This is a genomic window from Komagataeibacter saccharivorans (genome assembly GCF_003207825.1).
GTDB classification, from domain to species: Bacteria; Pseudomonadota; Alphaproteobacteria; order Acetobacterales; family Acetobacteraceae; genus Komagataeibacter; species Komagataeibacter saccharivorans.
In genome coordinates this window covers 100,388-114,531 of the sequence record NZ_NKTY01000008.1, presented here as the reverse complement: position 1 = coordinate 114,531, position 14,144 = coordinate 100,388, and the positions used below count along the sequence as shown (strand labels likewise).

Annotated in this window: 11 protein-coding genes and 3 pseudogenes; 6 read left to right on the top strand and 8 right to left on the bottom strand. The window is 57.9% G+C overall.

The window, feature by feature from the left end:
* Positions 1-104 (top strand): annotated as a pseudogene (locus tag CFR79_RS07145) (IS481 family transposase); the annotation flags it as partial.
* Positions 105-172: 68 nt separating this feature from the next.
* Here the strand turns inward: CFR79_RS07145 and CFR79_RS07140 are convergent.
* The 3 genes and pseudogenes from CFR79_RS07140 to CFR79_RS07130 all read right to left on the bottom strand — a co-directional run bounded on the left by CFR79_RS07140 (position 173) and on the right by CFR79_RS07130 (position 3,968).
* Positions 173-1,777: a globin-coupled sensor protein gene (locus CFR79_RS07140; RefSeq protein ID WP_110547399.1), complete on the bottom strand. Its 1,605-nt coding sequence runs from the start codon at positions 1,775-1,777 to the stop codon at positions 173-175.
* A 448-nt stretch (positions 1,778-2,225) separates the two neighbouring features.
* Complete coding sequence (locus CFR79_RS07135; protein ID WP_110547398.1) at positions 2,226-2,771, bottom strand: hypothetical protein; 546 nt, start codon at positions 2,769-2,771, stop codon at positions 2,226-2,228.
* Positions 2,768-3,968, bottom strand: a pseudogene (locus tag CFR79_RS07130) (DUF3500 domain-containing protein). The gene CFR79_RS07135 and the pseudogene CFR79_RS07130 overlap by 4 nt, the downstream one beginning before the upstream one ends.
* Positions 3,969-4,356: 388 nt before the next feature.
* Here CFR79_RS07130 and CFR79_RS07125 point away from each other — a divergent pair.
* On the top strand, positions 4,357-4,563 hold the full coding sequence (locus tag CFR79_RS07125) for a TOBE domain-containing protein (RefSeq protein ID WP_110547397.1): 207 nt from the start codon (positions 4,357-4,359) through the stop codon (positions 4,561-4,563).
* 68 nt (positions 4,564-4,631) lie between these two features.
* Here the strand turns inward: CFR79_RS07125 and CFR79_RS07120 are convergent, their stop codons facing one another.
* Positions 4,632-5,483, bottom strand: a complete 852-nt coding sequence (locus CFR79_RS07120; RefSeq protein ID WP_162900543.1) for a 23S rRNA (adenine(2030)-N(6))-methyltransferase RlmJ — start codon at positions 5,481-5,483, stop codon at positions 4,632-4,634.
* Between the two features lie 544 nt (positions 5,484-6,027).
* On the opposite strand from CFR79_RS07120, the gene CFR79_RS07115 reads away from it, so the two are divergent.
* On the top strand, positions 6,028-6,660 hold the full coding sequence (locus tag CFR79_RS07115) for a hypothetical protein (protein ID WP_110547396.1): 633 nt from the start codon (positions 6,028-6,030) through the stop codon (positions 6,658-6,660).
* 298 nt (positions 6,661-6,958) lie between these two features.
* On the opposite strand, the gene CFR79_RS07110 is transcribed toward CFR79_RS07115, so the two are convergent.
* From CFR79_RS07110 to CFR79_RS07095, 4 genes are all read right to left on the bottom strand, one after another.
* Positions 6,959-7,699, bottom strand: a complete 741-nt coding sequence (locus CFR79_RS07110; RefSeq protein ID WP_110547395.1) for a class II aldolase/adducin family protein — start codon at positions 7,697-7,699, stop codon at positions 6,959-6,961.
* A gap of 127 nt (positions 7,700-7,826) precedes the next feature.
* Positions 7,827-8,552, bottom strand: coding sequence for an amino acid ABC transporter ATP-binding protein (locus CFR79_RS07105; RefSeq protein ID WP_174234177.1), 726 nt, complete (start codon positions 8,550-8,552; stop codon positions 7,827-7,829).
* Positions 8,553-8,574: 22 nt separating this feature from the next.
* Entirely contained in the window at positions 8,575-10,134 is a 1,560-nt protein-coding gene (locus CFR79_RS07100; RefSeq protein WP_110547393.1) for an ABC transporter substrate-binding protein/permease, read from the bottom strand.
* A 57-nt stretch (positions 10,135-10,191) separates the two neighbouring features.
* Positions 10,192-11,172, bottom strand: a complete 981-nt coding sequence (locus tag CFR79_RS07095; protein ID WP_110547392.1) for a LysR family transcriptional regulator — start codon at positions 11,170-11,172, stop codon at positions 10,192-10,194.
* A gap of 534 nt (positions 11,173-11,706) precedes the next feature.
* Here CFR79_RS07095 and CFR79_RS07090 point away from each other — a divergent pair.
* The 3 genes and pseudogenes from CFR79_RS07090 to CFR79_RS16390 all read left to right on the top strand — a co-directional run.
* Positions 11,707-12,579 (top strand): dimethylarginine dimethylaminohydrolase family protein, encoded by an 873-nt coding sequence (locus CFR79_RS07090; protein WP_110547409.1) that lies wholly within the window; start codon positions 11,707-11,709, stop codon positions 12,577-12,579.
* 234 nt (positions 12,580-12,813) lie between these two features.
* On the top strand, positions 12,814-13,755 hold the full coding sequence (locus tag CFR79_RS07085) for a 2-hydroxyacid dehydrogenase (protein WP_110547391.1): 942 nt from the start codon (positions 12,814-12,816) through the stop codon (positions 13,753-13,755).
* Positions 13,756-13,794: 39 nt separating this feature from the next.
* Positions 13,795-14,005 (top strand): annotated as a pseudogene (locus CFR79_RS16390) (Zn-dependent hydrolase); the annotation flags it as partial.
* Positions 14,006-14,144 lie beyond the last annotated feature (139 nt).

Sequence of the window (14,144 nt, the reverse complement as noted above, 5' to 3'; positions counted from 1 at the left end):
TGCGCGGCCTCACTCCATATGAATTTATTTGCCAGCAATGGGAAAAAGAACCATCACGGTTCATGCAAAATCCGCACCATCAAATCCTGGGACTAAACATCTAAAGACTACAGGTCGGGCGGGCCTACAGCACCATTACCGCCATGCGTTGAATGGACGACACAACCCGGTTCTATTGAGCAGTCTCAAGCCTGTACGCACCGGATGGAACAGTATCCAGTGCGGCAACCGGTTGCGTGGGTATGGGATGTGGCGTGTCCTTTCCTACCCATGCTTCTGGATTGGCCTGAAGGGTGAAGGACTCAATAAGCGTATTGAGTTGTTCAGCCTCGGTGGCAAGGCTGCGGCCTGCGGCCGAGGTCTGTTCCACCATGGCTGCATTCTGCTGCGTGTTATGGTCTATGGTGCTGACAGCGGCGTTCACATCCTGCAATGCGGCGGCCTGCTCGGTGGATGCTTCTACAATGACGGATATATGCCTGTTGATCTCGGCAACGTCGGTGATAATTGTCTTGAGCGCCTTGCCGGTTTCCCCGACCAGCGCCACACCGGATCTGACCTCCTCCCGGGATTTTGCAATCAGCGCCTTGATTTCCCGCGCCGCATCGGCGGAACGCTGGGCCAGAACGCGGACTTCAGCGGCGATAACCGCAAACCCCTTGCCCGCATCGCCCGCACGGGCTGCTTCCACGCCTGCATTCAGCGCCAGAATATTGGTCTGGAAAGCCACTTCGTCCATGACATCGGTAATGCTGCCAATGGAACCGGACGACTGCTCGATTGCCCCCATGCTGGCGATGGCTTGATGAACAATGGTTTCCGATTGCTCTATACCTGTCTTTGAACGGTCCACCAGCATGCCCACTTCCTCGGCACGCTGCGCGGTGGAACGGACGGTGGCGGTGATCTGGTCAAGGGCTGCAGCCGATTTTTCAACCGATGCCGCCTGCTGGAGAGTACGGCGCGACAGGTCATCGGTGGCGCAACTGATTTCCCGGATGGCAACGTCAATCGACGCTGTAACCTGGGCCACGGATTGCAGCGACTGGCGCAGGGTACCCATCGCATTATTGAAATCGGCGCGTAGCGGATGGTACGCTTCCGGCAGGGCTGTATTGATCTCGCTGGTCAGGTTCCTGTCCGCGACTTCCGCCATGGCCTTGCCAAAGCTTTCACATACCAGACCCTGTTCAGCGGCGATGGCCGCCGCCTGACCGGCAAGCTTGGCTTTTTCCGCCTCGTCCATATAGACGGAAAGGGCGAGGTCCATGTCCAGAACCACAGCCTTTACCAGACTGCCCAGCGTGTGGCCGAATTCTTCACTACTCATGGTGGCATTGGCGAACAGGCGGCGTTTGGGAAATACTTCCCTGACGGCGGCCTTGATCAGGTGGTCAAGGATGATGGCGTAACCGCCCATATACCACCGGGGTTCAAGTCCGATACGCGCATGCACGGTGCCAACCGTCTGTGCCCTGCGGGCATAATCCTGACTGAAGTCGCCGTTGGATATATTGTCCCAATGCACGGCCTGCGCGCTTTTTGCGGTATCAATATCCTTTTCGGATGAGAAAAATCTCATCATTTCCGGTGTCTTGCGCACCTGCGCGTAGAACTGGTCCAGTGCGACAGGCAGTTCGCGCTGCAGCATGTCCTTGAGCGAGCGGATCGCCATGCAGTCCTGCGGGGAAAGCTGCATGAAATCCAGCCGTTCGCTGACGGCACGGATATCGGCCTGGGTTCTGTCTGCCGCGGTCGTGCGGTGCGGGTGTGGCATGAGACACTCCGAAAAAGGTTTCGAATGCTCGGGGCAGGATCGCAACCCATCATCACCGTCACCATAAGGCGGTCATGATGGGTCACTTGCCGGTATCCGTTGCGATCAGATCGTGCTGGGGCCGTTTCTGATCATCTTCGGCGAACACATTAATGAGAGTATCGGGTAACGCAGTAAAATTATGAACGCAAGGTTAATGTTCGTATTTTGTAAATATATTTCTGAACAGCGTGTTACAGAAATTGTTTACTATAAATATTAAAACAATACAAAAATGGTTCTATTTGTTATAAATAGGAAAATGTTCTGGAAATTTATCTTGCGAATACCGATTTTGTCTATGTATCATCCCTGATGCCCATGGCTAACGAAGGTATATTCTAACAGCGTCAGGATTATTATCCTATTTCTGGATTTGTTCCTTTTCGGCAACATTGTTACCGTGTTGTTATCGGCTGACGCTGAAATCCAGACCGTAAGATGCCTGATCGGGGGAGCGCCGCTGCTGCTGGATATGAATGGCCGGATCATGGGGCAGCAGGCCATTGACCAGATATACCGTATCGGTCCCGACACCATGATTCGCATAAACCAGTCGATACGAACCCGGTATAAGTTCCACATTTGCATCAAGACGCAGGATGATCGTGCCGTTTCCCGTCTGCATGGTCGTGACAGGGGGAAACAGGGTTTCCGCTACGGTCAGGGAAAGGGGATGGCCGTTCAGGTCCAGTTGCAGGCCCTGTCTGACCCGGTCCGTATAGCGCTTCTGCTCCTGCGCGGACAGGATGCCATCCGCGTTGCTGTCAATCTGGCGGATGACACCAGATGCCACATCAACCCCCGGTGTCAGGCGCACGGTGACGGTGATGTGCCTGCATGCCACGTCAATGACTGTGGCCTGCATATATTCATCCAGCCTGTGCGCGCGGGCGGGTCCAATGGCGGCCATGAACCCGATGGCCGCCACCAGCAGCGACCGGCCGTGTCTCATGGCCGGGTGTACCGGCTGCCATAGCTGTTGGTTGGGTCACGATAGACCGTATGCACATGCATGGTGGGATCATCGCCCACACCCTGCGGCGAGAATTCGATAAGTAGCCGCGGCCCCTGTATCCGGTAATAGGACGATCCGTTACGCCCCGGCGCATGGGTGGTGGGACCACTCCACGCGAACCATGTGCTGTCCAGATCCTCCCTGATTTCTTTTAGCCGGGGGGCGGCATAGGCATCGTTTATGATTCCCGCCCATTCCCCGATTATACCCATCAGCAGGTCTTTCTGGGTGGCAGTCAGGGCAGACCCTTTTATCCCTTCGGGAATGATTGTCTCGCCATCATGCCTCGGCCCCTGAACAAGGTCTTCCACCTTGTAGGGCAGGATGGCCTGCTGGCGCTGCGTGGCATCCAGCGCATCCAGCAGGGCGAAGGCGCGGTCGTTTTCCCCGGCCAGAACGCGCACGGTTTTCCCATCTGCCCGGTAGACCGCTGGCTGCGCGCCGGTCAGGGTGGGCGTCATGACGCCGTGAACCCCGTCGATCACGATATTGAGTCCCAGATGATGGCCACCGAACTGCACCATCCATGGCTTTGCCGCGTCCGGTTCGCCAAAAATCGCGATGGTATAGACCGACCGGCCAGAAGCGAAAGGCGTTCCTTCATCCGACAGCGCCTGATCCGCCCCCATGATATCCAGCACTTTCTGGTATCCCCGCGGGCTCAGCACTGTCTGTAGCAGGTGCAGGGCCGCCGCGTGCTGGATCGGATTTAACTGCCCCATCTGCAGACCGGGGCGTAGCACGTCGCTGACTGGAAAATTGGACCATACCGCGTCACCGTAGCGTTCCCCGATAAAGCCCCCCCGGCGGCCCCATACCAGGCCCGCGAGCGGTGGGGGCGCTCGCCTGTGCATCTGTTACGGGCTGGACAGGCTGCCCCGGTGCGCTGCGGCGGAAGCGGGCCAGACTGCCTGATTCCTGTATTTTGAAGGGGAACTGCACCTTTGCCCGACCGGCCGCGTCAAAGGTTGCAAGAAAGGACTGGGCGGCTGCGACCACTGCCTTCGTGCGGGTAGCTGGCATGTCTTCTCCCGTAAGGAGCGTAGGTGTGGACGCCATGGCCGGAACGTTCCCTGTCATAACGGGTATCAAGGCCATAACCAGCCCGCCCGCTGCCAACGAGATTTTTTGCATCAGTCCTCTGCTCTGTCCCATCTGGCGATCGCCTGCCCGGATAAACACTGCATGGCCCATGCCATGAAAGCAAGAGACCAGCATTATCAGGCGGATAAAAAGGGCATGTCAGTTTGCCGTGCAGGGCGTGTCTGTATTGATGGTTTGCGGTTCTGTCCCATGGCCTGCGCGCGGTAATGGAACCGCTTCTTGTAAATACGACCGGAACCGGCGGATCATGATGATAAAGTCTGATCCGGTCGATTTCTGGCGTACAGGTCAGGCTCCATGGTTGGTATGATTTTGCCTTGAAGTCATTATATTGATAATCTGACTGTATGGCTGTCTGAAAGCCATATCAATAATATCCGCATGTATAGTCTGTGGATATTGCAGGAGTGGGAATAAAATGAAAATCAGTGCACGTAACCAGATTGCCGGCAAGATCGTTGAAATCATAAAAGGCGCCACAACTTCGCATGTAAGCATTGATATCGGTGGCGGCAACATCATCACCGCGTCCATCACCAACGAAGCCGTGGATGATCTGAAACTGTCGGTGGGTGAAAACGCCACCGCCCTTATCAAGGCGTCCGACGTGATGGTTGGCGTTTAAAAAAACGGCCCCTGCCTGCATGCCATGTCAGGCAGGGGATACTGCGCAATGGTAAATGATTGAAAGTATTACTGGGGTACTACCCAGTCGATAACGGCTTCCGTCTCCCCCATGCCGATATGCTTACATAAGGGCGTCAGGATATTCCGGGCGGTTTCGTCAAACTGGAAGGGCGGATTTGCAATCAGCATGCCGCTGCCATTCAGTCGTGTCGGGTCAAGGGGCGGGCGTATCGTAAGTTCCACAGACAGCAGATTGCGCTGCCCCGCATCCTTCAGCGTATTGAAGAAGGCGCGCACAGGCGCACGATGCTTGATGGGATACCATGCAGCGACAATGCCGGTGGCAAAGCGGCGGCGTGCCGTCATGATGGCATTGGCCAGTCGGGAAAATTCGTCTTTCCGTTCAAAGGGAGGGTCGATCAGCACCAGTCCCCGCCGGGCATCTTTTGGGGGGAGGAGTGCTGTAATCGCCTCGTAGCCATCGCGTGCGTGAACAGATACGCCGCGATTGCGGCGGAACAGACGCTTCAGGCTCAGTTGATCCTCGGGATGAAGTTCGCAGCAGGTCAGGCTGTCGCCGGGGCGCAGCAGGCGCGCGACGAGGTCAGGCGAACCAGGATAGAAAATCTGCCCTTCATGTTCACGGATGACGGTCCGCACAATGTCCAGCCAGTTTTGCACGGCGGCCATGTCGGGCGCCTGTTCAGGAACCTGAAGCAGTCTGCCGATCCCCTCGCGCCATTCTCCCGTTGACTGGGCCTGGGGGCCAGACAGATCGTACAGCCCGATGCCAGCATGGGTGTCCAGAACCGAAAAAGGTGAGGGCTTACGGCAGAGGTTTTCAATTAATGCCGTTACCAGGGCATGTTTCATGACATCGGCAAAATTGCCCGCATGATAGCTATGTCTGTAATTCAATATCCGCTGGCCTCAACTCTGGTCATCCCGCGCGCAGGCGCTTCCGGTGCCTTTTAAAGCATTGGCATGGTCTTTTCCATGGTGGTGTCGGGATCATGACATGCCGCCCGGCACAGGACAGCGGCATCAAATTTACGATGAAACCACCGCAGAAAGAATGAGAGCCGCAGGCATCCATGCCGATATCCGGGCTTATTATGAATATTTTCCTGTTTCTCAAACTAGACAGGGAGGGCGGGCCACCAAATTCCAATGCGGTTGCGATATAGTGCCGCGTCCATAGTGGATGATTATCGGTTGCATGCTGGTAACGCCCGTATGTCTACCGGGCAGATCGTTCCAGACGCATCTGATTTATTAGAAAATCAAATATAATTGTCCGATGATTATCATGTGATTTCTTCATTGCCATTTTAGACATTGTGGACTAAAGGTGCCCGGATTGGTTGCCGTGTTTTTTATTTGTTCTGGAGGCCGGTATATTGAGTATTGGTTTGGCATACAGAAATATTAAACTTTAATACCGAAATAGAAGAGTATTGATATGTCGGGGTTCAGAAAGGTTGTTTTCAGGGGTGCGGTTGCACTGACGGGTTTATTTGCTATCGACTGCATTGTCGCGCCTGATCATAAGCTGATTGTGGCAGCCGGGGCGCAGACTGCTCAGTTGGTCCACGACGCGCAGGAAGAAGCCGAGCACGAGGAGCAGGACCCCAATGGTGACGACCATGCTTCGACCCGGCCGTTTAACGATCCGATCGAAGGTTACTGCCTGCCAACCTCACATATGAGCAGGGGGCCGGTTCAGGCGGTTGAGGAAGTCGCGCATCCTTACGGTTATATGGCGGTTCAACTGCATGACCGGGTGGTTAGTGATGGTACCTGGATACGGTGTGAGTCTGCTGCGCGGCGTCCCGAACCTGATGGCTCCGTGACAATCCGGTTTGACACCACGAACGGTCCCGTTGACATAACGATGCAGGAAACCGCTCCCGACAGCCAGAAATATCGTATCTCCAGAGTATGGAGTCCCCGCATACCGGATGCGAAGGTCGTGGTCGGAAACTGCATGACGCCCAACAACCTCATTCAGTGCGCCGCCCGTCTTTCCGTAAGGCATGGTAGCACTACGCCTGAACTGAACTATTTCATCAACTATCACACGAGCGATATGTGAAAACCCCACAGAAGCAGGTTGGGGAACTGGACAGTCAAGGGCATGGGTAAGGGGTCTTCTGGAAAAGGATGCTGAAGGATCAACGCGGCTATTGAAGATGTTCGCAGGCGCGGAACGGGTAATTCCCCGTTTCAGGGCTGGAGCAGGTGCTCAGACAGGGCAACGCGTTCTGAAAAAAATATCAGAAGTAAACATGCGGGCATTATTTGAAAAATACTGTCGGTTCATCCGACCGTGCCCCGGACAGCCTGCATGAATGCTTCCGCAGGCTGTGTGGGGTGGCGCCTTGCGTCAGTCGTCAGTTTTTGTAATCAGGCTGCTCCCGGTCAAGCTTGCGGCGCAGCGCCTGCCAGATCAGTTGGCCCTGATCGGGATCTTCATCGAACTGGGCCTTCGTCCGCATGATTTTTTCTTCCGACGGCATATTGAGCGGTACACCCGTGGCCTGCGCCGCGATCTGGATACGGCATGCCTGTTCCAGATAGTACATACGGTAAAATGCCTGTGCGATGGTGCTGCCAACCGTAAGCAGGCCATGGTTTTGCAGGATCAGGGCATTTCTGTTGCCCAGATCGCGGACCAGCCGTTCACGTTCGCTCAGATTGTCATCTGCCGCGATCCCTTCATAGGCATGGAAGCCGACACTGCCATAAAACTCGATATTGATCTGGTTCAGGGGCAGGATACCATGGTCCTGTGCCGCCACGACCATACCCGGCACGGTATGGGTGTGCATGACGCAGGCCGCATCGGGGCGACTGCGGTGAATGGCCGAATGGATGACAAAACCCGCGGGATTGATGGGATAGGATGTCTGCTGTCGCGGGCGGCCATCCGCATCGACAATGACGAGCGAACTTGCCGTGATTTCCTCAAACAGGAAGCCATAGGGATTGACCAGATATTCATGCCGATCCCCCGGCAGGCGAACGGACAGATGCGTATAGACAAGGTCCGTCATGCCGAAATGGGCAATCAGGCGGTAAGCCGCGGCCAGTTCTTCACGCAGGGACTGTTCCGTAGGGGGAGAGAGGGTCATGGAAAATCCTGTATATTCGTCCGGTAGGGTATAATACCGGACTGTATGGCGTCCAGTTTCCGTGGATCATATATGCGGCAGACGGCCCGCTCAGGAACCGCTCTTGCCACCAGTCATGCCGCCATGTTCAGCATCGGATCATCTGGTCCAGAAAGGCGCGGGCCCGTTCCGTGCGGGGATTGGTGAAAAACGTATCGGGCGGGGTGATTTCAAGTATGCAGCCCTGATCCATGAAAATGATCCTGTCGGCGATATGCCGCGCGAAGCCCATTTCGTGGGTTACGCACAGGGTTGTAATCCCCTGCGCCGCCAGATCGTTGATGATGCTGACCACCCCGGAAATGGCTTCCGGGTCAAGCGCCGCCGTCGGTTCATCAAACAGCATCACGTCGGGCCGCATGCACAGGGCACGCGCAATGGCCACGCGCTGCTGCTGCCCGCCGGAAAGCTGGATCGGGTATTTATTGGCCTGTTCCAGTATGTTGACCTGTGTAAGGAAACGCCGGGCCATGTCCTCGGCATCGTGTCGGCTGGTCCTGCGCACCAGACGGGGGGCCAGCGTGCAGTTATCCAGAACGCTGAGATGTGGAAACAGGTTATAATTCTGGAACACCATCCCCACCATGCCGCGTAAGCGGGGCAGGCTGGTATGATCGTTGATGATCTGGCCGTTTATGGTCAGGCTGCCGCTGGAATGGGGTTCGATACGGTTGAAGCAGCGGATCAGCGTGGATTTTCCCGATCCGGACGGCCCGAGAATGACAATTTTCTCCCCCCGCTTCACATCGAAGTTCAGCCGGTTGAGCGCAATGAAATCCTTGTAAAGCTTGCTCAGGTTGCGCACCGAAATCATGATGGAAGGGTCAGTATCCGGATCAGGGTACATTGGCGGATGCCCTGTGCCGGTCAGCCCATGTAAAGCGCCGTTCAACCCGTTTCTGCACAAAGAGGAAGAAGAAGACCATCGCCAGATAATAGACCAGGGCTGCTGCGTAATATTCGGTAAATTCAAACGTACGCGCAACCTCGATCTGTGTCACCGACAGCAGTTCCTGTAGCGAGATGACGGAAGCAAGTGATGTCGTTTTCAGCAGGTTGATGAATTCATTGATGGTTGGCGGCAGGGCGATGCGCAGGGCCTGCGGGAATATGACGTGAAAATAGACCTGCCGCCGGTTCATGCCCAGCGCGTCGGCGGCCTGTTCCTGCCCTTTGTCCACGGCGGAAAGGGCAGCGCGGTTGATTTCCACCTGATAGGCGGATTCATTGACCGACAGCGACAGCCATGTTGCAAGGAAGGGGGTAAACCATTCCTCCCGGAATATGGGAAAGAACTGCGGTAGCGCGTTCCATATGAACAGAAGCTGCAACAGCGTCGGCGCGCCGCGGAAGATCGAGACATAGGCCCGCAGCACGACCTTGAGGATGCTGTCCCGCCCGTTCAGCGCCATGGCCATGGGAATGGAGATGACAATGGCGGTGATATGCGACAGGACCGCAACCGCCAGCGTAATCAGCGCCCCCCGGGCAAAGGCGGGGGATGTCAGCGCCGCGAGAAATGTGTCCCAGCGAAAGGCGGGCACATGCCCTGCCTGGGCAAAGGCCTGCGTGCTGCTGGTGCCGATGCCCCATTTCTTGCGGATGATCGCTAAGGTACCATTGGCGTCCAGCGTCCCGATGGCGGCTTCCACGCTCTCGCGGTCATGGGCGTTCTTGCGGATATAGACCGCGAAATGCCGGTATTCCGGATAATCCGATCGCAGGATGACGCTGACTTTACCGTGGAGCTGCTTTTGCCGGTAATAAAGCTCCACATCCTGACTGGCGAAGGCAAAGACGCGCCCGATCAGTACCTGCTGGACGACCGCGTCCTCGGTCGGGTACTGCTGGATCGTGATGGGCGCACGCCCGGCGGCAAGCAGGGCCTCGTCTTCCCGTGCGATGCGGGCCGCATAGCTGGTGCCCGACTGCACGGCAACCGTCCGGCCCGACAGGTCGGCCATTGACGTGATCGGGGGCGTGCCCGCGCGCGCGACAACAACCAGTGCGGTATCCAGATAGCTTATGGCGTCGAAATTCCGCTCCCGCGCCGGAAGTTTGATAAGCCCGCTGATCACCATGCCGCAGCGCTGCGCCGCCAGACTGGGGAACAGCCCGACAAAATCCATCGGCGTCGTGACCAGCTTTACCTTCCAGTAATTCGCCAGTGCCTGCGCCAGATCCAGATCCACCCCCGCCATGGCCGTGGTGTCCGTCCCGTTGACGAATGTCATGGGGGGCAATGTCGGGTTGGTGCATACGGCCAGCGTGCCATCACGCACGAAATCCGGCGCGTCCGCAGCGCGGGCGGACAGCATGGGAACCGCAATCAGGGCGAGACCGGCCACAACGCGCAGGCATTGCCGTACGAACGCGCGGCGGCGGGGGAAGGTCATGAAAACGCTACTCCATGGCCGGGGTGGCCGGCGGGGCTGAAGCCCGTGGGCGGAATCCTAGCACGCATTTTCAAGAATGGTCCGGAACGTTTCCACCATCAGTCCTGTTTCGGGCGAGGAACGGACAAGGAAATGGAAGCTGGTGATCAGGTGCAGGTCGTCAAAGCTGATATGGCGCAGCAGTCCTTCGCGCACCAGCGGCTGGGCGAAGGGTTCGGGCAGGAAGCCGATATAATTGCCGGTCAGGATCAGCAGGGCGCGCGAATCAACATTTTCCGCCGTGGCGGTAAAGACCATCTGTTCACGGATCTGGTTCCACCGGGGCGACTGCGCCGCGTCCGATACCTGCACCATGTTTTGCGCCGCCAGCAGTTCCAGCGTGATGTCGGATTCCGCCATGGCGAACAGGGGATGGCGCTGGCCGCAATACAGGTTCAGGCGCTCGGTAAACAGGGTGGTATCCTGCATGTCCGGCTGGTGATGGGGGTAAAGCGTGATACCCGCCGTGGCCTGCCCGTTCAGCACCGCGAATTCCACATCCCGTGTCGAGCCGGAGCGTACATCCATGAACACGTCCGGGTGCCGGGTGGTGAAGGTTTCGATCGCGCGGACAATCGCCGTTTCACCATGGACCTGCGTATTGTCGGGCACATACAGGCAGAACCGCCCGGACAGCACGCCGCTTGCATCATTTATGCGCTGCTGGAAACGGCTGATATCAGCCTGGAGCTGCTCGGTCGCTTCCAGCACCATGCGCCCTTCGGCGGTCAGGGCGAACCCGCTGCGCCCGCGCTGGCACAGCTTCAGGTTCAGCCGGCTTTCCAGTGCCGATATATCGATGCTGATGGAGGATTTGCTTTTGCCCAGCGCGATTTCCGCCGCTGCAAAGCCGCCCCGTTCGGCCACCACGCGGAACACGCGCAGCAGCCGCAGGTCCACTTCGGCAATCTGGCCGTGAAAGCCACCGGGGCGGTGATTGCGGGCCGTGCGGCGCGGCGGAAGGGACTTGGCCGATGCAGCAGGTGGCGGGGCGGTCATGTGCGGGGTTTCCTTGGTTGGGCGGTCAGGGTGTCTTGTTCTTAAGGAGTAATAAAGCGTATGGGGGTGATTGGGAAATCTCATTGACAAAAATTGTTAACGGGCTGTCCTGATTATCCCCTTTCGTAACGATCTCGGGAAGGGCAGGGCGGCGACAGATGCAGATACCGGCATGCACGCGGAACACGCACGCCCCGCGCCCGATGCTTGCGGTTCTCACCGGGGGGGTATGGGCACACGGACCCTGCGGTGCATGCCGGTTATGGATTTTGGGTCTGGTAAAGGCGCACCGCGAAAGCTGACGGCCCATCAAGAAAGTATACCGAGGTCGCGGGCTTCCCCCGCGCCTTGCGGTCATGGACAGGCTCCCAGCGTCTACCGCCACGGGCAGCGGGAACCCATGGCGCTCCGTCCGATTAATGAAAAGGCAAAGTAAAGTACGGACGATTGATATTTTGGCGGACCGGTACGATCGGGTATCGTTCCGGCATCCAGAGGATAATCAATCCGGTCATTGCTGAGGATTTCAAGATAATGGTAGCGAACCGCTGGTTTATTGACAGTGAAACCGGGGATCTGGCTGACGTCCTGCTGTGCGCGCCTGACTATTATTCATGGATTCCCAGCAATGACATCGCGATCCAGAGCATGGCGAACGGTATCACCATCGACCGCGCGGCACTGAAGGCGCAGTTTGGCGAACTGGTCGGCGCGCTGGAAGGGGCGGGGGCAAGTTGCCATTACCTGACGCCCAAAGAAAACATGCCCTATGAGGTCTATACCCGTGACAGTTCACAGACGACGCCGTTCGGCACGGTCGTAACCCATCTGTCGCGCAGTGAACGCAGGCCCGAGGAAGGGCAGGTCCGCGCCTTTTATAACCCTGACGAGATATGGAAAACCTGTACCAGGGGGAATATCGAAGGCGGCGACATCCACTTCATCCGCCCCGGCCTGCTGGCGGTTGGCGTCAGCGGTGGCCGCACGGATGAAGCGGGTGCGGCCGAGTTCATAAGCTGGTTCGAGGAAGCCGGATGGACCTGCCGGATGATCCGCTTCCCCGAGCATTTCCTCCATCTGGACGTGATTTTCACCATGGTGGCGGATGATCTGGCAATCGCGGCGGTGGATGTCCTTTCTGATGAGGATCTGGAGTGGTTCCGCCAGCAGGGCATTCGCCTGCTGCCGGTTTCCTACAAGGAAGCCATGCGCGATATGGGCTGCAACGTCCTGGCGCTGGGACGCGGGCGTATCATCAGCCCCCGCCATTCCACCCGGATCAACCAGATGCTGCGGGCCGAGGGCCTGACGGTCCTTGACCCCGAACTGGACCAGTTTTCGCAGGGCGGCGGCAGCGTCCACTGCATGACCATGCCGCTGCGTCGCAAGCCGCTGCATTCCGCGTAAAGCCTGCTCATCCCGCATTTCAGTACTGGGAAACCACCCCGGCGGCAGCGCCACGTCGCATCAGATGCAGCCGGTTCGGATTGCGGCCCGATCCGTTGCCGTCTGGCCTGATGCAGACATGATGATACCGCCGTGTTCGGGCTTCCCCATTATGTATTAAAGTGGCGGGCATACGGCCACCGTCAGGGGAATGCGGGAGAATGGCCGGTATATGGGAACCGGGATAGAAAATTCATGGTCAGGCTGGTCATAAGCGCGGATGGTCCCAGGGCAGCGGGGGACTGGTACGATGCCTTCCGTTGCGTCGCGCCGGAGCTGGATGTCCGTTCGTGGTATGAACCGGGTGTGGACATCGCCCATGCCGATTACGCGCTGGTATGGGAACCCACGTCGGACGACCTGCGCCGCATGGGGCACCTGAAGGCCATCATCTGCGTTGGGGCCGGGGTCAACCACCTGTTGCACGATCCGGGTTTTCCCGTGCATGTGCCGCTGGTCCGCATGGGCGGGGAACAGACGGCGGCCCTTATGGCGGATTATGTGCTGTGGGCGGCACTCGGCCTGCTGCGCGATGCCCGGACATGGACCATGCAGCAACAGCGCGGCGTGTGGAAAAACAACCCGGTTTCGCGGACCTGTCGTGAAGCGCGGATCGGTATCATGGGCATGGGGCATCTGGGCGCGTATGTCGCCCGGCACCTGCATCATGTCGGCTTTTCGGTGGCGGGGTGGCGACGGACCGCGCGTGATGTGCCGGGTATTACGGTTTTCACGGGCACGGATGCGCTGCCGGACTTTCTGGCGGATCTGGACATACTGGTCGATCTGTTGCCCAGCACCCATGCAACGCGCGGCATCATCAATCATGCCCTGTTGCGGCGCCTGCCGCGTGGGGCCGGGTTCATCAATGTGGGGCGGGGCAACCATGTCATTATGGACGATCTGCTACGCGCGCTGGATGAAGGGGCGTTAGGGGCTGCGGTCCTTGATGTTACGGAGCCTGAACCCCTGCCCCCCGGTCATCCATTATGGCGGCATGAACGGGTTACGATCACGCCCCATGTCGCATCACAGGCCTCCTATGAAGCGCAGGCCCGTTATGTCCGCGATGTCATCATGCAGATGGAACGCCACGAACGGCCAGCCCTGCTGTGCGATCCGATGCGCGGCTACTGAACTATAATGCCGGGACGGGGCAAAACGGGGGGAGACAGGATGCGCCAGACCAATCTGGCGATAGACGGCACCGCCCTGTGGTGTGATCTAATGGAAACTGCCGTCTTTGGTGGTACAGCTAGGGGGCGGCATACGGCGTCTTGCCCTGTCGGATGCGGATTTTGCCATCCGGGGCTGGTTTCAGCGCACATACACGGGCCTTGGGTGTCACGTCACCCCTGATTCAATGGGCAGTCAGTTCGCCCGCCGTGGATTTTGACCCGGTCTGTGTGGAATGCGTGCGTCATGCCCACGGCGATGATTTTCGGCCCCTGTCCGGGCGGTGTCAGCCATAACGGGGCCGAAAGCGCCGAAGCGCCGAAGTGGTGACATTATGGCTGGCGCGAATG

What these genes read in the sequence shown, in the direction of transcription:
- CFR79_RS07140 (WP_110547399.1), bottom strand. Translation starts at nt 1,777, where the DNA reads ATGCCACACCCGCACCGCACGACCGCGGCAGACAGAACCCAGGCCGAT.
- CFR79_RS07135 (WP_110547398.1), bottom strand. Translation starts at nt 2,771, where the DNA reads ATGAGACACGGCCGGTCGCTGCTGGTGGCGGCCATCGGGTTCATGGCC.
- CFR79_RS07125 (WP_110547397.1), top strand. Translation starts at nt 4,357, where the DNA reads ATGAAAATCAGTGCACGTAACCAGATTGCCGGCAAGATCGTTGAAATC.
- CFR79_RS07115 (WP_110547396.1), top strand. Translation starts at nt 6,028, where the DNA reads ATGTCGGGGTTCAGAAAGGTTGTTTTCAGGGGTGCGGTTGCACTGACG.
- CFR79_RS07110 (WP_110547395.1), bottom strand. Translation starts at nt 7,699, where the DNA reads ATGACCCTCTCTCCCCCTACGGAACAGTCCCTGCGTGAAGAACTGGCC.
- CFR79_RS07105 (WP_174234177.1), bottom strand. Translation starts at nt 8,552, where the DNA reads ATGATTTCGGTGCGCAACCTGAGCAAGCTTTACAAGGATTTCATTGCG.
- CFR79_RS07100 (WP_110547393.1), bottom strand. Translation starts at nt 10,134, where the DNA reads ATGACCTTCCCCCGCCGCCGCGCGTTCGTACGGCAATGCCTGCGCGTT.
- CFR79_RS07095 (WP_110547392.1), bottom strand. Translation starts at nt 11,172, where the DNA reads ATGACCGCCCCGCCACCTGCTGCATCGGCCAAGTCCCTTCCGCCGCGC.
- CFR79_RS07090 (WP_110547409.1), top strand. Translation starts at nt 11,707, where the DNA reads ATGGTAGCGAACCGCTGGTTTATTGACAGTGAAACCGGGGATCTGGCT.
- CFR79_RS07085 (WP_110547391.1), top strand. Translation starts at nt 12,814, where the DNA reads ATGGTCAGGCTGGTCATAAGCGCGGATGGTCCCAGGGCAGCGGGGGAC.